This is a genomic window from Sphingobium cyanobacteriorum (genome assembly GCF_030580935.1).
Lineage (GTDB): Bacteria > Pseudomonadota > Alphaproteobacteria > Sphingomonadales > Sphingomonadaceae > Sphingobium > Sphingobium cyanobacteriorum.
In genome coordinates, this window is record NZ_JAUQOM010000002.1 from 174,409 (window position 1) to 193,425 (window position 19,017).

18 protein-coding genes are annotated in these 19,017 nt (G+C 64.4%); 14 read left to right on the plus strand and 4 right to left on the minus strand.

What is annotated here, in order from left to right; genetic code table 11:
* Positions 1-45 precede the first annotated feature (45 nt).
* Both Q4610_RS05775 and Q4610_RS05780 read right to left on the minus strand, forming a co-directional pair.
* Positions 46-2,616 carry a TonB-dependent receptor plug domain-containing protein gene (locus Q4610_RS05775; protein ID WP_304535046.1) on the minus strand — a complete coding sequence of 857 codons (2,571 nt, stop codon included), beginning with the start codon at positions 2,614-2,616 and terminating at the stop codon, positions 46-48.
* Between the two features lie 264 nt (positions 2,617-2,880).
* Positions 2,881-3,462 (minus strand): TlpA family protein disulfide reductase, encoded by a 582-nt coding sequence (locus Q4610_RS05780; protein WP_304535047.1) that lies wholly within the window; start codon positions 3,460-3,462, stop codon positions 2,881-2,883.
* 43 nt (positions 3,463-3,505) lie between these two features.
* Here Q4610_RS05780 and argH point away from each other — a divergent pair, with 43 nt between their 5' ends.
* The 4 genes from argH to Q4610_RS05800 all read left to right on the plus strand — a co-directional run bounded on the left by argH (position 3,506) and on the right by Q4610_RS05800 (position 7,227).
* The gene (gene argH / locus Q4610_RS05785) at positions 3,506-4,876 is read left to right on the plus strand and encodes an argininosuccinate lyase (protein WP_304535048.1); all 1,371 of its coding nucleotides are present in this window, start codon (positions 3,506-3,508) and stop codon (positions 4,874-4,876) included.
* A complete protein-coding gene (locus Q4610_RS05790) occupies positions 4,873-5,130 on the plus strand; it encodes a hypothetical protein (RefSeq protein WP_304535049.1) in 258 nt (85 codons plus the stop codon). Before argH ends, Q4610_RS05790 begins: the two co-directional genes overlap by 4 nt.
* A gap of 73 nt (positions 5,131-5,203) precedes the next feature.
* Positions 5,204-6,469: a diaminopimelate decarboxylase gene (gene lysA, locus Q4610_RS05795; RefSeq protein ID WP_304535050.1), complete on the plus strand. Its 1,266-nt coding sequence runs from the start codon at positions 5,204-5,206 to the stop codon at positions 6,467-6,469.
* A complete protein-coding gene (locus tag Q4610_RS05800) occupies positions 6,469-7,227 on the plus strand; it encodes a precorrin-2 dehydrogenase/sirohydrochlorin ferrochelatase family protein (protein WP_304535051.1) in 759 nt (252 codons plus the stop codon). The genes lysA and Q4610_RS05800 overlap by 1 nt, the downstream gene beginning before the upstream one ends.
* On the opposite strand, the gene Q4610_RS05805 is transcribed toward Q4610_RS05800, so the two are convergent.
* Positions 7,213-7,833, minus strand: coding sequence for a response regulator (locus Q4610_RS05805; protein ID WP_304535555.1), 621 nt, complete (start codon positions 7,831-7,833; stop codon positions 7,213-7,215). The two genes, Q4610_RS05800 and Q4610_RS05805, sit on opposite strands and share 15 nt — an antisense overlap.
* A 146-nt stretch (positions 7,834-7,979) precedes the next feature.
* Here Q4610_RS05805 and Q4610_RS05810 point away from each other — a divergent pair, with 146 nt between their 5' ends.
* From Q4610_RS05810 to Q4610_RS05825, 4 genes are read left to right on the plus strand one after another with little or no spacing between them, the layout of a single operon-like run.
* Positions 7,980-8,120, plus strand: coding sequence for a hypothetical protein (locus tag Q4610_RS05810; RefSeq protein ID WP_304535052.1), 141 nt, complete (start codon positions 7,980-7,982; stop codon positions 8,118-8,120).
* The gene (locus Q4610_RS05815; RefSeq protein ID WP_304535053.1) at positions 8,117-8,929 is read left to right on the plus strand and encodes a hypothetical protein; all 813 of its coding nucleotides are present in this window, start codon (positions 8,117-8,119) and stop codon (positions 8,927-8,929) included. The genes Q4610_RS05810 and Q4610_RS05815 overlap by 4 nt, the downstream gene beginning before the upstream one ends.
* Positions 8,917-9,861, plus strand: a complete 945-nt coding sequence (locus Q4610_RS05820; protein ID WP_304535054.1) for a transposase — start codon at positions 8,917-8,919, stop codon at positions 9,859-9,861. Before Q4610_RS05815 ends, Q4610_RS05820 begins: the two co-directional genes overlap by 13 nt.
* Before the next feature lie 26 nt (positions 9,862-9,887).
* On the plus strand, positions 9,888-10,505 hold the full coding sequence (locus Q4610_RS05825) for a winged helix-turn-helix domain-containing protein (protein ID WP_304535055.1): 618 nt from the start codon (positions 9,888-9,890) through the stop codon (positions 10,503-10,505).
* Here Q4610_RS05825 and Q4610_RS05830 read toward each other — a convergent pair.
* A complete protein-coding gene (locus tag Q4610_RS05830; protein WP_304535056.1) occupies positions 10,457-11,131 on the minus strand; it encodes a TetR/AcrR family transcriptional regulator in 675 nt (224 codons plus the stop codon). The two genes, Q4610_RS05825 and Q4610_RS05830, sit on opposite strands and share 49 nt — an antisense overlap.
* Positions 11,132-11,219: 88 nt before the next feature.
* Between Q4610_RS05830 and Q4610_RS05835 the strand changes: the two genes are divergently transcribed.
* The 6 genes from Q4610_RS05835 to Q4610_RS05860 all read left to right on the plus strand — a co-directional run bounded on the left by Q4610_RS05835 (position 11,220) and on the right by Q4610_RS05860 (position 18,840).
* On the plus strand, positions 11,220-12,734 hold the full coding sequence (locus Q4610_RS05835) for an efflux transporter outer membrane subunit (RefSeq protein ID WP_304535057.1): 1,515 nt from the start codon (positions 11,220-11,222) through the stop codon (positions 12,732-12,734).
* On the plus strand, positions 12,727-13,872 hold the full coding sequence (locus Q4610_RS05840; protein WP_304535058.1) for an EmrA/EmrK family multidrug efflux transporter periplasmic adaptor subunit: 1,146 nt from the start codon (positions 12,727-12,729) through the stop codon (positions 13,870-13,872). Before Q4610_RS05835 ends, Q4610_RS05840 begins: the two co-directional genes overlap by 8 nt.
* Before the next feature lie 13 nt (positions 13,873-13,885).
* Positions 13,886-15,415 (plus strand): DHA2 family efflux MFS transporter permease subunit, encoded by a 1,530-nt coding sequence (locus Q4610_RS05845; RefSeq protein ID WP_304535059.1) that lies wholly within the window; start codon positions 13,886-13,888, stop codon positions 15,413-15,415.
* Between the two features lie 170 nt (positions 15,416-15,585).
* The gene (locus Q4610_RS05850; RefSeq protein ID WP_304535060.1) at positions 15,586-16,167 is read left to right on the plus strand and encodes an ANTAR domain-containing response regulator; all 582 of its coding nucleotides are present in this window, start codon (positions 15,586-15,588) and stop codon (positions 16,165-16,167) included.
* Positions 16,164-17,378 (plus strand): CmpA/NrtA family ABC transporter substrate-binding protein, encoded by a 1,215-nt coding sequence (locus Q4610_RS05855; RefSeq protein WP_304535061.1) that lies wholly within the window; start codon positions 16,164-16,166, stop codon positions 17,376-17,378. The genes Q4610_RS05850 and Q4610_RS05855 overlap by 4 nt, the downstream gene beginning before the upstream one ends.
* Before the next feature lie 217 nt (positions 17,379-17,595).
* On the plus strand, positions 17,596-18,840 hold the full coding sequence (locus Q4610_RS05860; RefSeq protein ID WP_304535062.1) for a nitrate/nitrite transporter: 1,245 nt from the start codon (positions 17,596-17,598) through the stop codon (positions 18,838-18,840).
* Positions 18,841-19,017 lie beyond the last annotated feature (177 nt).

Genomic DNA, 19,017 nt, shown 5'->3' on the forward strand with positions numbered 1-19,017 from the left:
AAAAGGGCCGGTCCTCGCGAACCGGCCCCTCCTGCATGGCAGGCGTCAGAACTTGAAGTCGATACGCGCATAATAATAGCCGCCGGCCGATCCATAGGCCCCATGACCATAATAGGAATTCCAGGTCGTGGTCCCGTTTTCATAGGGCGACTGGCCGGGAAGGACGGTGACACCGGAAAGCAGCTTGGGCTTTTCAGGCCGCTTGTCGAACAGGTTGTTCGCACCGATCGAAAATGTCACGGCATCGGTGAAGTCATAACCCAATTCCAGATCGGTGATCCCGGTGGCCTTGACGATGCCGTCCCGTTCCAGCGGCTGGCCGTTCATCGCCGCCGCCGACAGGGCGGAGCGGACAAGAACACTGGTCTTGCCATAGAAGGTCTGGCGCAGATTCGCCGAGAAGGGTCCGCTTGTGAAATTCATCCCCGCGACAACCTTATATTCCGGCGACGCATCCTCGATATAGCTTTCCGACTGGGCGCTGAACAGCGCCGGGTTCTTGTTGTCGGTGATCTTCGTCCTGTTGTAGTTGGCGTTCAGCGACAGGTCGAGCTTGCCGAAATCGAGCGCCACCGGATAATGCGCGGCGAAATCCACACCATAGGTTTCGGTGTCGATCAGGTTGGTGAAGCTGGCCACGCCAAGCGTTTGCAGCCCGGTGTCGAGCACCAGCCCGGTCGCGGCGATCGCGGCCAGGATATTTTCCGCCCCTGCCACCGGCAGGCCGCCCTGAATGGCGGGAAGCGACGCGGTTGCGGAGATGCGGTCCTTGATCTTGATGTAATAGCCATCGATGGTGATAGCCAGCCGGGGGACCGGGCGCAGCACGATACCGGCCGAGAAGTTGGTCGATTTTTCCGGCTTGAGCGCGTTGAAGCCTAGCAGCAGTGCGGCAGGCGAGCCGGCCGGAAGCTGAAGGACGGCACTGGTGGGGCCGACATTGACAGTTGAATAGAAGGATTCGGCCAGCGTGGGGGCGCGGAAGCCCGTGCTGGCCGTGCCGCGGATCGCCAAGGCGCCCGAGATATCGTAGCGCGTCGTGATCTTGCCGATCTTGGTATCGCCAAAGTCGCTATAATCTTCGTAGCGGCCCGCCAGGTCGACGGTCCAGCCGTCGACCGGGGTGGCGATGATGTTGATATAGCCAGCCTTGGAATCGCGGCTGTGCTTGCCTGCGTCGACATCCTTGTAACCGGGGAAGGACTGGACGCCTTCCTTGTAGGTCGAGGCGAAGTCGCCCGCCACGATTTCATAGGTGTCGCGGCGATATTCGCCACCAAAGGCAAAGGTCAGCGGCGCCGCCATGCCAATGTCGAATTCCTTGCGGATATCGAGCGTGTTGGTCAGTTGGCTGAGCTTGAAGCCGCCGTCATAGGCATCGGTCGGGGTATTGGGCGTGACCGTCGATCCCGGCAGCAGGGACGCCTGATAGGATTCGATCCACAGCGCACGATGGGCCGATTCGATCGTCCAGATCTTGTTCTGGTCGGACCCGTAGGTGGTGCTGAGATCATAATTCCAGCCCCCCCCCAATTCACCCTTCGCGCCGATGGTGAAACTATATTCCTTCTGTTCCACCTTTTGCTGGGGGACCATGCCGAACGTGCCGGTATCGCCAAAGCAGGTGGCCAGGTTGGTCGGGCTGGCGCAGATGCGGTTGGGCGGGCGATACCCCTGCTTGGCGTAGCCCACGCGGCGGGACACGTCGCCAAAGCTGTAGAGTTCGACGCCGCCGAAATCATAGCCCATATTGTAGAACAGCAGGTTGAGTTGCGACTTGGCCTGGCCGCCGTTGATGCCTTTCAGGTCCAGGTCGGCCCATGCCGGATTATAATAATTGTTGGTCGAACCGAACCGGCCGGGATAGACGCCGGCTGCACTGACATAGGGATTGCCGTCAATGTCGGCCATCGTGACCTGGCCGGTACCGGTCGAGGTGTAGCTTTGGCGGCGATGAAAGGCGGTAAGATTGAAATAGCCGTCCTCGCCCAGTTTGAAACCGACATTGCCGGAAGCGGAGAAGAGTTCGCCTTCGCTGTTATAATATTGACCGCCAGTGACTTTGAAGCTGCCGCCTTCATCCTGGTCCTTGAGGATCAGGTTGATGGCGCCGGCGATCGCATCGGTCCCGTAAACGGCGGCCGCGCCATCCTGGAGCACTTCGATGCGCGATACGGCATCGGGCGGGATGAGGTCGATGGAGGGCGCGGCAGACCCCTGGAACGGCCCTGCGATCACCTGAAGAATGGCCGATCCGTGGCGGCGCTTGCCATTGACCATGACCAGCGTGTGGTTGGGGCTGAGGCCGCGCAGGCGGGCCGACAAGGCGAAATTCGACATGTCGGTGCCCTGCGTCTGGGCGGTGAAGGACGGCACCATCTGGGTCAGGGCCTGATTGAGGTTCGGCTGGCCGACATGGCTCAGCGCCTCCTGGCTGAACACCTGGATCGGCGCGGCGCTGTCTGCGGCCTGCATGCCCACGGCACGGGTGCCGGTGACGATGATGGCGGCGCCTTCATCGGCCTGCGGCTCCTGTGGCGCGTCCTGCGCGATGGCGCAGGCGGACCAGGATGATGCCAGAATAAGAGAAAGTCTAAGCGCGGACAGTCGCGTCATACATGCCCCCTGTTTTATACTATGATGACAGGGGGGATGACGGACGGCTTTGCCAAAACCTCTATTGCACTGCAAAAAAATGCATCAAAAGGCGGAACATTTCCTTATTGTTTCCACGCCGTAACCGGCTGCAATAGTGGCGGTCAGGCGTGGGGTTGCATGCGGGCGGGGCATCGGCGACAGGCTGTTTTGCATTGCAGTGGCGTGGTGGCTGCCGCGCCTTCATCCGCGCGTCTGTTTGCCGCGGCGATCAGCCTGCTGTCATCAGGATGCCATCGCTGCCCCGATCAGCGCTTTGGCCTCCGGCCCTTCCCAGTCCATCGCGCCGATCACGCGCACCATCTCCTTGCCCTGCGCGTCATAGATGACCGTGGTGGGCAACAGGCCGGTGGCATAGTGGAAACCGAACTCGGTTTCGGGATCGGCCCAGCCTTTCAGGTGGGGCAACTTGTGCTTTTCGAAAAAGGACCGGGCGGCCTTCAGCCCCTGACTGTCCTGCGATATGGTGAGCACGGCCAGCCCCTTGGGGCCATAGGTCGCAGCGACCCGGTCCAATGTCGGCATTTCCGCGATGCAGGGCGCACACCATGTCGCCCACAGATTGACCAGCAGCGGCTTGCCGGCGAAATCCTGCAACGTCTTTTCCCCGCCATCGGGGTTCTGGAAGGCGAAGGCCGGGGCAGGGGTGCCCGCCTTGCTGCGGTCGAGCCGATAGTCGAAGGCGCCGTCCTTCTGGCCCGCGGCGCTCGATGCCGGCACCTCATCGCTCGCGCTTGCATTGGCTTGCTCCTTTGGCGGCGATTGCCTATCGCAGGCCACCAGAGCGGCAGGCAGGAGCAGTATCATTAGCGCGCGGAATGACGATATCACGGAAGCAGGCTCCAACAGCATGTGGGGCGGCCGGTTCGCCGCCGGCCCGGCATCGATCATGCGTGAGATAAATGCCTCCATCCCGTTCGACAAGCGATTGTGGAAACAGGATATCGCCGGGTCAAAAGCGCATGTCGCGATGCTGGCCAAACAGGGCATCGTCGATGGCGAGGATGCGCAGGCGATCACGGAAGGGTTGAACCGGATCGCGGCCGAATATGAAGCCGATGGCGTGCCGGTGAACCTGGACCTGGAAGACATCCACATGGTCACCGAATCGCGGCTGGCGCAACTGATCGGCCCCGTGGCGGGCCGGCTGCACACCGCGCGCAGCCGCAACGACCAGGTCGCGACCGATTTCCGCCTGTGGGTGCGCGACGCGATCGATGAGGTCGAGGCGGGGCTGCTCAGTCTCCAACGCGCGCTGGTGGCGCGGGCGCAGGAGCATGTCGATGCGGTGATGCCGGGCTTCACTCATTTGCAGTCGGCGCAACCGGTGACTTTGGGGCATCATCTGATGGCCTATTATGAAATGGTGCGGCGCGATCGCAGCCGCTTTGCCGATGCGCGCGCGCGCCTCAACGAATGTCCGCTGGGCGCGGCGGCGCTGGCCGGCACCGGCTTCCCGACCGATCGCCATGCGACGGCGGCGGCTTTGGGTTTCGCCAAGCCGACGGACAACAGCCTGGACAGCGTATCGGACCGCGATTTCGCGCTCGATTATCTGATGGCCGCGACCCAGGCGTCGCTGCATTTGTCGCGCCTCGCCGAGGAATTCATCATCTGGGCGAGCCAGCCCTTCGGCTTTGTTAAACTGCCCGACGCCTATTCGACCGGCAGTTCGATCATGCCGCAGAAGCGCAATCCCGATGCGGCCGAACTGGTGCGCGGCCATGCCGGGCGGATCATGGGCTGCATGACGGCGCTGTGCGTGACGATGAAGGGGCTGCCGCTCGCTTATTCCAAGGACATGCAGGACGACAAGCCGCCGGTGTTCGAGGCGCACGACCTGCTGGCGCTGTCCATTGCGGCCATGACCGGCATGGTGGAGACAGTGACATTCCGCACCGACCGGATGCGGGGCCTGGCCGAAAGCGGCTTTGCGACCGCCACCGACCTGGCCGACTGGCTGGTGTGCGAAGGGGGCATTCCGTTCCGCGAGGCGCATCATATCACCGGGCGCGCGGTGGCGGCGGCGGAGGCGGCGGGGGTGCCGCTGGACCAGGTGCCGATCGCGACGCTGAAGGCTATCGACGCGCGGATCGACGAACGCATCTATGCGGTGTTGACCGTGGATGCTTCGGTCGCCAGCCGAACGAGCCATGGCGGTACGGCGCCGATCCAGGTGCGAGCGCGGATCGCGCAGGCTCAAGAGGAACTGGGATCATGAACAAACGGACGCTTGCCGGTCTGGCTCTGGTCGCGCTGGCGCTGACGGCATGTGGCGGGCGTCAGCCGCTGAAACCTGTCAAGGATCAGCGACTGCCCGCCGTGCCGGTGGGCGCGCCGACCGCGCCAACCGCCGTCCAGCTCATTCAGCCGTCGATCCAGGCGCGCCCGGAACGCAATGTGGAATTGCTGACCCAGTCGCGCAAACGCGCCGACGATCCGTTCGATCTGCCGCCCGAAAAGCAGCCGCGATAGAAAGCTGACGAAGGCAAATTCGTCATTGCGAGCGTAGCGAAGCAATGACGAGGTTAAGTTACAGGAACAGGCCTTGGACCATTTTGACTATGTGAACGGCGCCATGCAGGTGGAGCAGGTGCCGATGGACGTGATCGCCGATGCGGTCGGCACGCCCGTCTATATCTATTCCACCGCGACGCTGGAGCGCCATGTCGGCGTGTTCCGCGACGGGCTGAGCGCGCTGTCCGATCCGCTGATCGCCTTTGCGGTCAAGTCCAACCCCAACGCCGCCGTGCTGGCGACGCTGGCAAAACTGGGTCTTGGCGCGGATGTGGTGTCGGGCGGCGAATTGCTGCGCGCGATCGCGGCGGGCATCCCGGCCAGCCGCATCGTCTTTTCCGGCGTCGGCAAGACGGCGGAGGAAATGCGGCTGGCGCTGGAACAGGGCATCTACCAGTTCAATCTGGAGAGCGAACCGGAAGCCGAGATGCTGTCGGACGTGGCGCTGTCGATGGGGATGCGCGCGCCGGTTGCCTATCGCATCAATCCCGATGTGGATGCGGGCACCCATGCCAAGATTTCGACCGGAAAGTCGGAAAACAAGTTCGGCATCCCCTATGACCGGGCGATCGAGAGCTATGCCGCCGCGCGCGCGCTGCCCGGCCTCGACGTGCAGGGCGTTGCCGTCCATATCGGCAGCCAGTTGACCGACCTTGCGCCGCTGGAGGCCGCCTTCGTCAAGGTCGGCGCGCTGATCGCGGCGCTGCGGGCGGCGGGCCATGACATCCGCACCGCGGATCTGGGCGGCGGCCTTGGCGTGCCTTATGATCCGTCGCAGCCCTTGCCACCCAGCCCCGCCGATTATGGCGCGATGGTCACGCGGGTGACGCAGGGCTGGCCCGTGCGCCTGATGTTCGAGCCGGGCCGGGTGATCGTGGGCAATGCGGGCGCGCTGCTGTCCCGCGTGGTGCGGGTGAAGCAGGGCGCGCAGGCACCCTTCGTCATCGTCGATGCGGCCATGAACGACCTGATGCGGCCCAGCCTCTACGACGCCTGGCACGACATTCGCGCGGTAAAGCCGGTGGGTGAGCGGGCCACGGCCAATGTCGTGGGGCCGGTGTGCGAGACGGGCGATACCTTCGCCATGCATCGCGACATGGACGTGGTGCAGGCGGGCGACCTGGTCGCCTTCATGACCGCGGGCGCCTATGGCGCGACCATGGCGGGCACCTATAACAGCCGGCCGCTGACCCCCGAAGTGCTGGTGTCGGGCGACAAATGGGCGGTGGTGCGCGCGCGGCCGCCGATCCAGTCGCTGATCGACGGGGACATCATCCCTGGCTGGCTGGCCGGCTGATGCGCAGCCTGCCCCTGTTCCTGAAGGTGGCGGGCAGGCCAGTCATCCTGACCGGCACGGGCGAAGCGGCCGACGCCAAGCGCCGCCTGCTGGAGCGGGCAGGGGCGGTCATCGTCGGCGAGGGCGACGGCGAAGCGCGCGTGGCCATCGTGTCGGACGGCGACGCAGCGACGGTCGTGCGGCTGCGCGCGCGGGGCATATTGGTCAATGCGACCGACCAGCCTGACCTGTGCGACTTCACCCTGCCCGCAATTGTGGATCGCGATCCGGTGCTGATCGCCATCGGCACCGCCGGCGCGTCGGCGGGCCTGGCCAAGGCGCTGCGGCAACGGCTGGAAGCCATGCTGCCGGCGCGGCTGGGGGCCTTGGCCGATGCCCTGTTCGCGGCGCGGGGTGCGATCCGGGCGCGCTGGCCCGATGCCGGCGACCGGCGGCGCGCCATCGACGCGGCCCTGATGCCGGGCGGACGGCTGGATCCGTTGCAGGCCGGCGCGGTGGATGCCGTGCCCGCCTGGCTTGGCGAACCGGGCGGCCATGGGGATGCGGGGCTGGTGTCGATCCGGCTGTTGTCGGGCGACCCGGATGACCTGACCTTGCGCGCCGCGCGGCTGCTGGGGACGGCGGATCGGGTCTTTCATGCGGCCGATGTGCCGGCCGCCATTCTCGACCGTGCCCGTGCCGATGCCGTGCGGATCGTCGCTGATGCACCACCCCGAATGCCGGGTGATGGCCTTTCGCTCTGGTTAAGCCTGGGCTGATTGCATCCGTTCGATCTGGTCCTGCAATGCCTGGATCGATGAAACGAGCCGGGCGCGATCTTCCTGCATTGCGCGCAGGGTTTCGCGGGTTTCCCCCAGTTCGACCGCGCGGCGGGCGATGCGGGCGTCCAGTTCGGCATTGTGGCGGCTGAGCGCGCCGATCTGTTCGGCACGATGGCACAGGTGACGCAGCCGGGCGTCAAGCACGTCGAAGTCGAACGGCTTGACGATATGGTCGTCCGCCCCGGCCGCCAGCGCCTCGACCGTGGACTGGTTTTCCGCCTGGTCGGCGATCATGACGAAACAGGCGTTGCCGGCCAGATTGGCGGCCCGGATCTTCTTCATGGTTGCAACGGCGGGCATCAGCCGCAGCCCCATGTCGATCAGCACGATATCGACCGGCCGGGTGACGAGCATGTTCATGGCGATGAAGCCATTTTCCGCCAGCGCCACATCATAGTTAAGATGCGACAGGCGGCGGGCGATCACGGCGCGGGCGGTGGGATTTTCATCCAGCAGGAGCAGGCGCAGGCGACGGTGCGGGCGCGGCAGGACGGTTTCGACCGAATCGCTGTAACGGCTGCGGTTGCGCTTGAAGAACGGCATCATGTCCCACCTTTTTGATCGCCTGAAAATAGGATTGGCGCGCAAAGAAATGGTTAATGTGCGGCGGCGTGATTAATTTCATTTAATTGGTTCCCGGCCATCCCGCGCCATAGCCTTTCCTCCCGTATCCACAGGGAGGACGCACTATGACGGACCAGATCGCCCAGCTTGCCATTGACGACATTGCCGACCTGACCGACGGTGCCGCTCCGCTGGGTTTGATGGATCGGGATGCGCTGGAAATCAGCCTGATGGATGTGGTGATAGCGGTCATTGCGCGCCCGTGATTCCGGCCGCGCTGGCGCAGGCGGTCGCGGCGGCGGACGCCTTGCCGCTGGAAGGGGCGGTGGGTCTGATCCGTCCCTTCCTTGCCGACATTGGCTGGTTCAGCACGCTGCTGGAGGAACAACTGGCGGCGATGGCGGCCGACCCGCTGCACTTGCCGGGCTTGCGCGCCAGTCGCAACGGCGCGGCGCGGCATCTGGTGATCGCACGAACGGAGCGGGTGCGGATCACCGCGACCCTGATCGACCCGACCGATCAGCCGCCGATGCGTGTGCATTTTTCAGGGCGGGTCGTCCTGTCCCGATCATTGAATGGGCCATTGCGTGGCGAACAATATCGGCTGGTGCAGGGGCGGGCGCTATCTGTCGGCGAAGGATGGTGGGCGACGGGCGCCGTGGTGGAAACAGATGAGCGCGAGGAAGCGCTCTGCCTGTATCCGGGCGGTCGCTCCCTGATGGTGCTGCGCGCCCAGGTCGCGCCGCCGGGGCCGGTCCATGCCCGTATCCATGATCCGGTGTGGGGCACGTTGCTGGGCAGCGCGCAGGTTGACGAAGGCCATGCCCGCGCGTTGATGTTGTTGTCGCTGCTTCGGGTGCAGGGGCGACGCGATGCGGCGGACTGCTTCTCGCAGGCGCTGGACACGCCGCTGGCGGCGCAGCGCTGGGCGGTGATGCGGGAATATCTGGCACTTGATACGCACAGCGCCCTGCCCGCGCTTCGGGCCATGGCGCGGGAAGAGGCGGATGCCGCCGTCCGCGCCCTGGCCATGCGTACCCTCACGCAGATCGGCGATGCGCCATGCCTCGCCTGATCGCGCTGCCGGAGGACGGGACCGTCATCGATCTCGCCGCGCTGATCGACTGGTGTGAAGGGCCGGATTTCGACCCGTCCTGCGAGGAAGGGCTGGCCGCCGCCGCGCCGATGCTGCGCGCGCTGTCGCGCAACCGGGATTTCCTGGCCGATTTCGCCACCGCCGAACTCAAGACCCGCTGTGCCGGGCAACGGCAGGCAAACCCCTATTCGGCGCAGGTCGTGCTGTTGCATCCGCCGACGGATCGCTATGTGCTGCGCGCCGCCTTCTGGCCGGCCGAGCGTGACCATGCCGTACGGATGAACGGGCTATCCGCCTTTCTCTACCATGTGCCGCATGACCATGGCTTCGATTTTCTGACCGTTGGCTATCTGGGGCCGGGCTATGGGTCGGACTATTATGACTATGATCCCGCTGCTGTCGCCGGCGCCGACGGCGAGCCGGTCGCGTTGCGCTTTGTCGAGCGCAGCCATCTGTCGGAAGGACGGATGCTGCTTTATCGCGCCAATCGCGACATTCATGCCCAGTTGCCGGCGGAATCGCTGTCGGTGTCGCTCAATATATTGGCCAGCGCGCCTGACCAGGGCTGGCGTCGCCAATATCGCTTCGACACGGTGAAAGGCGCGATCGCCCAATGCATGACCGTCGCGAGCGCACAATTGCTGCTGGAACTGGCGGTGGGATGCGGGACGGGCAATGCGATCGACCTGGCGCAGGATTTTGCCCGCCATCATCCCGAAGATGCGATGCGCTGGACCGCCTGGTGCGCGATCGGCGACAGGCTGACCGATCGGGCGGCGCGGCGCCTGTACCTCGAACAAGGCGCGCGTGCTTCCAGTCGGCTGATCCGGCGGGACAGTGAGCGGCGGCTGCGAAGCCTCCAAAATGGACTGGAAATGGCTTGTTTTGATGCCGATTCGGCGGTGGGATAACGGGGCGTAAAGATGATGGGCCAAGCGTGGGCAGACGGATCGAATGTCACGGACTGGGGGCGGACTTTGCCTCGATTGTGCATGCGCTAAAGGCGCGAGGCGTCGAACTGGCGATCCGTTCGGGCGATGGTGATGCGCCGCTGGTTCGCACCGGCAACGCGACCATCCTCTGGCAGGATGTCGATGATCCTGCCGCGCGCGCCCGTGCGCTGGAGGCGGGAATGCAGGAAGTCGTCGGCCCCTGGATGCATGAGGCGGAGACGATCGCCCGGATCATCCGGCTGGCCGATGCCGACCAGCACCGCTTGCGACTGGGCAATCTGCTGATCCATCTGGTCGATCGCCGGGTCGAACGGGGCGGTCGGCCGATCGTGCTGCTGACGCGCGAATATGAATTGCTGCTGCATCTGGCGCGGCGGCCGGGGCAGGCGATCAGCCGCACGGAATTGCTGCGCGCCATATGGCGGTTGAACTTCGATCCCGGCACCAACAGCGTGGAAGTGCATATGTCGCGGCTGCGCGCCAAGCTGGATCGCGGTTTTGCCATTCCCCTGCTCCATACACGCAAAGGGCAGGGCTATATGTTATGCCCGGATCATGACACGACCGGCCTTGCAGGTTCGTCCATGTCGCGGATCGCATAGGCGCGCAGGAAAAGGTCCATCGCGAAATCGACATCGTCCCTGATATGCGCCGGGTCCGGCTGATCGATCTGGCCCATCAGCATCTGGTGATGGCTACCCGCCATCACCAGCGCCATCAGCGCGCGGGCGGCGGCGACTGGATCGGTCCGCCGCAATTGGCCGCGCGTCATCGCGCCGTCCAGGAAATCGGCCAGCAGCAGGCGCGTATTCTTGGGCGCCAGATCGAAGAAGATCTGGGCCAGTTCGGGAAAGCGGCGACCTTCCGAGATGATGAGACGATGGAACGCGATCGCATCGGGCGAGGTCATTTTCTCGATCAGGCTTTGGCAGGCGCGATGCAATGTCGGCTCCAGTGCGCCGCAGGGATCGAGTATCTGCGAGAGTTCGGCGCGATAGGCATTGGCGACCCGTTCGAGCGACGCGGCAAACAATTCTTCCTTTGATCGGAAGTGGCTCCACAGCGTACCTTTCGATCCGCCCAGTTCGGCCGCGATCCCCGACATGCTGGTGCCGGCATAGCCATGGGCGAGGAAATAGCCTTGCGCCACGGTCAGGATCATGTCGCGCCGGTCCTGGCGGCGGGCTTCCCTTTTGCTGGGAATCGGGGTGCACTCCGGCTTCGTCATGAAATCGTACCATATAGTACACCAATTTGTTGACAAGCCTTTGTGGGAGCGGCAATGGTATTTTTCATACTAGGTGGTACGGTTTGATATGTCCGTGAGTCGCATGGCCTTGGCCGCTCGAATGGGGGGCGTAGCTTCCTCCTTGTTGTTGCTGGGCGCTTGCGCGGCGGTTCCCGACCTTGGGCCGCAACCGCAATTGCGCGCGCCCGAAAGCGTTGAGGCCAGCCGCAGCCTCATGGCCGCACCGGCAGTCTGGCCGGGCGAGGGCTGGTGGAAAGTCTATGGTGATCCGCAACTCGACGCGCTGATCGCGGAAGGACTGCGCGCGTCACCCGATGTGGCGATGGCGTCCGCGCGCGTGCGCAGCGCGACCGCGATGGCGGCGCAGGCCGGCGCGGCACTGGTGCCCACGATCGATGGTGAAGCCAGCACGGCGATCACCAGGCAAAGCTATAATATGGGGGCGCCATCGTCCTTTGTCCCCCAAGGCTGGCTTGGTACGGGCCGGCTTGCGCTTGATCTCGGCTTCGATCTGGATTTGTGGGGCAAGAACAGGGCGTCGCTGGCCGCGGCAACATCCGATGCGCGCGCGGCGGCGATCGATGCACAACAGGCACGGTTGGCGCTCAGCACCGCGATTGCCGACGCTTATGCCGATCTTGTCCGCCTGCATGATGACGCCGAAATCGCGCAGCGCACACTCGACATTCGCATGGCCAGCCAGATGCTGGTCGCGGAACGGCGGCGCAATGGGCTGGAAACACGCGGAAGCGTGCGCCAGGCCGACGCCACCGTCTCTTCGGCCAGAGCGCAACTGGCTGGCGCACAGATGGCGATCGCCCTGCGCCGGCATCAGATCGCCGCGCTGATCGGCGCCGGGCCTGATCGCGGCCTCTCCATCGTCCGTCCGCGGGTCGGCGCGCTCGCGCCACTCGGCCTGCCTGCCGATGTGACCACGAATCTGGTCGCCCGCCGTCCCGATGTCGCTGCCGCCCTCGCGCGCGCGCAAGCGGCCGCAAGCCGGATAAAGGTGGCGCGTGCCGATTTCTATCCGGCCGTGCGCCTGAGCGCGCTGATCGGCGTGCAGTCGCTCGGTTACGAGACGCTGTTTGCTAACAACGTCATTTCCGCCGGCCGGCGGGCTTTCACCGACACGCTCTTTTCGAAGGATTCGCTGTTCGGCAATGCCGGGCCGGCGATCAGCCTGCCGATTTTCCATGGTGGCGCGTTGCAGGCACAGTATCGCGGCGCCCGCGCCAGCTATGACGAAGCGGTCGCTGCCTATGACAAGACGGTCTTGACCGCCTATCAGCAGGTCGCCGACGCCGTCACCATGCGCAAAACGCTCGACCAGCGCCTGATCGACGCACGGGCGGCGGTGGCAGCGTCGCAGGACGCCTATGACATTGCGCAGAAACGGTACAAGGGTGGCCTGTCCACTTATCTCGACGTTCTGAATGTCGAGGACCAGTTGCTGGCTGCGCGGCAGGCGCTGGCCGGACTGGAAGCGAGCGCTTTTTCCACTGATATTGCTCTTGTCCGTGCGCTGGGCGGTGGCTTCAGCGACGGCGAAACTCTCTCCAAGGACCAACCGCATGGCTGATGTCGCCCTTGATGCCCCCGACGTACAGCAGGAGGAGCAGGAAGCGCGCCAGTCCGCGCGCAAGACATGGTTGATCCGTCTGGCGCTTGTCGTGATCGTCGGCGGGCTGTTGTGGACGGCCTGGTATCTGCTGGTCGGGCGCAATCATGTCAGCACTGACAATGCCTATGTAAATGCGGAAATGGCCCAGGTGACGCCGCTGATTTCAGCGCAGGCTACCGAAGTGCTGGTCAGCGACACGCAGCCGGTCAGGAAGGGCGACATTCTGGTCAGGCTGGACCCGACCAATGCGCGGATCGCGATCGCGCAGGCGCAAGCCGATCTGGCCGAGGCACGCCGCCGTTTCCGCCAGACGCTGGCGACCAGCCAGTCGCTGGCGGCACAGGTGGACGCCCGCAGCGCGGACATCGTTCAGGCACGCGCGCAACTCGCCACCGCCCAGGCCGATTTCGACAAGGCACGCATCGACCTGCAACGGCGCGAGGCGCTGGTCGGCGACGGCGCCGTGTCGGGCGATGAAGTGACGGCCGCGCGCAAGGGTTATGCCGCCGCCAAGGCCGCGCTCGACCTGGCCCGCGCCGGGGTCCAGACCGCGCAGGCGACACGCGGGGCGGCGACCGGCCAGCTACAGGCCAATGATGCGTTGGTGCGCGGATCGACGATCGACACCGATCCGGCGGTGATGGCCGCCCAGGCGAAGCTGGAATCGGCGCAACTTGATCTTGCCCGCACGGTCATCCGCGCGCCCATCGATGGCGTCGTCACCAAAAGGCAGGTGCAGGTCGGCCAGCGCGTGGCCCAGGGCAATGCCATCATGACCATCGTTCCGCTCGCCCATCTCTATGTCGATGCCAATTTCAAGGAGTGGCAACTGCGCCAGGTGAAGGTCGGGATGCCCGCGACCGTCACGTCAGACCTGTATGGCACGGACGTTGTCTATCATGGCAAGGTGGTGGGCTTTTCCGCCGGCACCGGGTCGTCCATGGCGCTGATCCCGGCACAGAATGCGACGGGCAACTGGATCAAGGTGGTGCAGCGCCTGCCGCTTCGGATCGCGCTCGATCCCAGGGAGCTGGCCGCCCACCCATTGCGTGTCGGCCTATCCATGGATGTCGAGATCGACCTTGCCGCGAAATGAGGACAGCCGGGCGATGAGCGGCGACGACAATATTTTTGCACGGCTGTCCCCGCGTACCCGGACCCTGGCGGGGATGGTGCTGGCGCTCAGCAACCTGATGGTGGTGCTGGACCTGACGATCGCCAATGTTTCGGTGCCGCATATCGCGGGTAATCTGGGCATTTCTGCTGATCAGGGCACCTGGATCATTACATCCTATGCCGTGTCAGAGGCGATCTGCGTACCGTTGACCGGCTGGCTGGCGATGCGCTTTGGCGCGGTGCGCATGTTCACCCTGTCGATGATCGGTTTCGGCCTTTTCTCCCTGCTGTGCGGCCTGTCCATGACGCTGGGCATGCTGGTCGTCTGCCGCATCGGGCAGGGCCTTTGCGGCGGTCCGATCATGCCGATGTCCCAGACATTGCTGCTGCGCATCTTCCCGCCCGAAGCGCGCGGTCGCGCCATGGGGCTATGGGCCATGACCACGCTGGTCGGACCTGCGCTCGGCCCGATCGTGGGCGGCTATATCAGCGACAACTGGAGCTGGCACTGGATCTTCTTCATCAATCTGCCGATCGCGGCACTGTGCATCTTCGCGGCGCTCGCATTGTTGCGGCCGGTGGAAACGCACATGGTCAGGGTGCCGATCGACAAGGTCGGGCTGTTCCTGCTGATATTCTGGATCGGCTGCCTGCAGATCATGCTGGATATCGGCCGCGATCATGACTGGTTTGCCGATCCGTTGATCGTGACGCTGGGGCTGCTGGCAATCATTGGCTTCGTCGCCTTCGTCATCTGGGAACTGACCGAAGAGCATCCGGTGGTCGATCTGCGGGTGTTCCGTCATATTGGTTTCAGCTCCGGCCTTTTCACCATGTCGCTTTGCTATGGGGCCTATTTCGCGAGCATCGTCGTGATCCCACAATGGTTGCAGACGTCGATGGGCTATACCGCGTCCTGGTCCGGCATCGTAACGGCGCAGACGGCGATGGCGGCGTTGTTCACGGCGCCGATCGCCGGATTCCTGCTCTCGCGGGTCGATGTGCGGCTGATGATTTCCGGCGCTGTCGCCTGGGTCGGCATCATGTCGCTGGTGCGCGCGCATTGGACCAGCGACATCGATTTCGGAACGATGTTGATCCCGCAATTTCTTCAGGGCTTTGCGCTGCCCTTTTTCTTCATCCCGCTGACCACGCTGACATTGGGATCGGTTTTGCCACGGGAAACCGCGTCGGCGGCGGGCCTGCAAAATTTCGTGCGGACCATGGCGATAGCGATCGCCACCTCGCTGGTGCTGACGGAATGGGGGGATTCGCAGCGTGTGGCGCGCAATGCGATGGCGAACGTGCTTCAGCCCGACCAGACACAATCGGTGCTGTCGGGGGTCGGCCTGTCGTCCGAGCAGGCCCGGCAGATGATTTCGAACCTGGTCGAACAGGAAGCCATCGTCATCGCGGTGGACCATGTATTCTTCTTGTCGGCCATCATCCTGTTCGTGGCGGCGCTGGCCGTCTGGATCGCGCCCAAGCCCAGGGCCAGTGTCGATACCTCTGCCGCCCATTGACGATCACAGGCCGATGTGGCGGTCGATGCGGCCGGGGCTGAGGCGGAAAACAAGGACATATCTTTCCTGCGTGCAGGGCAGCGGGCGGCAGGAAACAAACGTCGAGTCCCGCCACCCGATTGACGCGGCGCAGCATCACGGTCAGTTACGGGGCAAAAGGGGCGGGACAGATGCGAATCGTCATCATCGACGACAGCGGTTTGCGCGCGACGGTCCTGGAGGAGGGGCTGCGCGAGGCAGGCTATGACGATATTCACATCGTTCCCCCGCGCGGCGCGTTCGTCGCGCGGCTGGAACGCATGGCGCCCGATGTCGTGCTGATGGACCTGGGCAGTCCCAGCCGCGACACGCTGGAGGAGATGCTGACCGTCAGTCGAGCGCTCGCCCGGCCGATCGCCATGTTCGTGGACCAGTCGGACGAGGCCATGATCGGCGCGGCGATCGACGCGGGCGTGTCCGCCTATGTCGTCGATGGCCTGCGCAAGGAGCGGGTCAAGCCGGTGCTGGAACTGGCGGTGCGCCGCTTCAACGCCTTCGCCAAGATACAGAGCGAACTGGATGAGGCCCGCACGGCGCTGTCCGACCGCAAGATCATCGATCGTGCCAAGTCGATCCTGATGAACCAGCGCAACCTGTCCGAACAGGACGCCTATGCGCTGTTGCGGTCGAGCGCGATGAACCAGGGCAAGAAGATCGTGGATGTGGCGCAGGCGCTGATCACCGCCAGCGACCTGTTGGGAGGGGGATTATGACGACGGGCCTGAAAATCGCCTTCCTGCCGCTGACCGATGCCGCCGTGCTGGTGGCTGCGCGCGAACAGGGCTTTGCCGAGGAAGAGGGGCTGGCCCTCGACCTCGTCCGCACGACGAGCTGGGCGACCTTGCGCGATCGGCTGGTGTTCGGCCAGGTCCATGCCGCGCACATGCTGGCGCCGCTCGCCGTGGCGGTTACGCTGGGTTTGAGCCAGCAGGCCGCGCCGCTCGCCGCGCCCTACAAGCTCAACGTCAATGGCAATATGCTGGTGATGGCCAGCGGCTTTGCCGCCGCGCTGGACCCTGATCTGGCTGCACGGCTGGCCGATCCGCTGGGCACCGCGCATGATTTTGCCGCCGCGATCGGCCTGTGGCGGCGCAAGCCTGTGATCGGCGTCGTGCACCGTTTTTCCAGCCATGCGATCATGCTGCGTTACTGGCTGGCGAGCGCGGGCGTGGACCCGGACAGGGATGTGGTGCTGCGCGTATTGCCGCCATCTTTGACCGTGGAGGCCATTCGCGCGGGCGAGATTGACGGCTTCATCGCGGGTGAACCCTGGGGCAGCGCGGCGGTGGATGCGGGCCTGGCGGAGACGGTGGCGATTGGCGAGCGCATCTGGCGGCGCGGGGTGGAGAAGGTGCTGGCCTTTCGCGAACCCTGGCTGGAGGGGAATCCCGATACGGTGGATCGGCTGCTGCGTGCGCTGGTGCGGGCGGCGGCTTGGTGTGACGATCCGGGCAATCATCCCGCGCTGGCGGTTCTGCTGGCCGATCCGCGCTATGTCGACCAGCCGGCCGATTGCATCCTGCGGGCGCTGAGCGGGCAGATCATTGCGCGGACCGGCCAGCCACCGATCAGCAGTCCCGACTTCATGCTGTTCAGCCGCGAAGCGACACCCTTTCCCTGGCGCAGTCAGGCGCTGTGGATCTATTCGCAACTCGTGCGCTGGAACATGGTCGCGCATGATGCGGCCACTGTCGCCAAAGCGGGTGCGGTGTTCCGTCCCGACATCTTCCGTCGCGCGCTGGCTGGCAGCAATGTGCCGATGCCCGGCGCCAGCATGAAGCTGGAAGGTGCGGTGCATATGCCGCTGGCCGTTGGATCGCGGCAGGGCGAACTGACCCTTGGGCCGGATCATTTCTTTGACGGGCGGGTGTTCGATCCCGAACGGATCGATGACTTTCTGGCGAGTTTCACGCCGTCACGTTGAAGTTTCACGAAATTTTGCGCCTTGCAACATGAAGCGATTCGCGGGATAAGATGAAGATCGCGCGACGAAGCGCGCTTTTTCCGGATGTGCCGTCCCAAGGGTGGGATGCCATCCTCACCCTATTTCGCAGCAAAGCCGCTGATCGGATCACGCCTTGAAACGTGAATCCGGCCTGCGGCTTTTTTCGTGTCGATTTTCCATATATTGGGGACGTAGCATGGCAACCGCTTATTGGGATCGCGAAGGACAGGACGCCGTGCCTGTCGTCGCGACCAGCTTCTGGAAGGCCGGTCACACGCCGACCTTGATCGCCGCCTTTCTCTATTTCGACCTCGCCTTCATGGTGTGGGTGCTGTTGGGGCCGTTGGCGCCGATGATCGCAAAGACGCTGGCGCTGACACCGGCGGAAAAGGGCCTGATGGTCGCGACCCCGACCCTGGCCGGCGCTTTGTTGCGGGTGGTCAACGGCCTGCTGGTCGATCGGATCGGCCCGAAAATGGCGGGGGCGATCAGTCAGGTCATCGTGATCGCCGGCCTGTTCACGGCCTGGATATTGGGCGTCAACAGCTTCGGCGGCACGCTGGCACTGGGCGTCATTCTGGGGTTTGCCGGGGCGAGTTTCGCGATCGCGCTGCCGCTTGCCAGCCGCTGGTATCCGGCTGAACATCAGGGCAAGGCGATGGGCCTGGCTGGCATGGGCAATTCCGGCACCGTGCTCGCTTCGCTGTTCGCACCGGGCCTGGCCAAGCTGTTCGGCTGGAATGCGGTGCTGGGCCTGGCCTGTATTCCGCTTTCGATCGTTTTCGTCGCCTATATGCTGATGGCCAAGGACGCGCCCAATGCACCTGCGCCCAAGAGGATCGTGGAATATTTCACGCCCTTGAAACAGGCTGACGCCTGGTGGCTGATGGCCTTCTATTCCGTCACTTTCGGCGGCTTTGTGGGTCTGGCGGCATCCCTGCCGATCTACTTCACCGACCAGTTCGGCCTGACCCCGATCGTTGCTGGCTATTGCACCGCTGGCTGCGTGTTCGCCGGGTCGCTGGTGCGGCCGATGGGCGGGGCGCTGGCTGACCGGATCGGTGGCGTGAAGGCGCTGATGATGGTCTATCTTGTCGCCGCGCTGGCGCTGACAGGTGTTGCTTATGCGAGCACGCTGGGGAGTGCGCTTGGCCTGTTCGTGCTGGCGATGCTGGCGCTGGGCACGGGGAATGGTTCGGTATTCCAGCTTGTGCCGCAGCGCTTCAAAGCGGAGATCGGCATCATGACCGGCCTGGTCGGCATGGCGGGCGGCATTGGCGGTTTCTACCTTGCCAGCTCGCTGGGCCTGGCCAAACAATTCACTGGCAGCTTCGCGCCCGGTTTCCTGATATTTGCCGGTCTTTCGCTCCTTGCCTTTGCAGGCATCGCCCTGGTCAAAGCCAAGTGGCGTGCGACCTGGATCAGTGGCGCGCGCATCTGAGTTGGAGAGGAGGGCGGCGGCCGTTCAGGATCGCCGCCCCGGCTTTTTCGCCGACCGGCGCATTGAATCGCTTGAGCTGGTCGTCGATTCACTTTATGTTGCAGTGCAAGGGACAAAGCTGTCCCATCAACCATAGCGGAAGCGGTCCACGGACGGATCACTGAAGCGCTTATGATG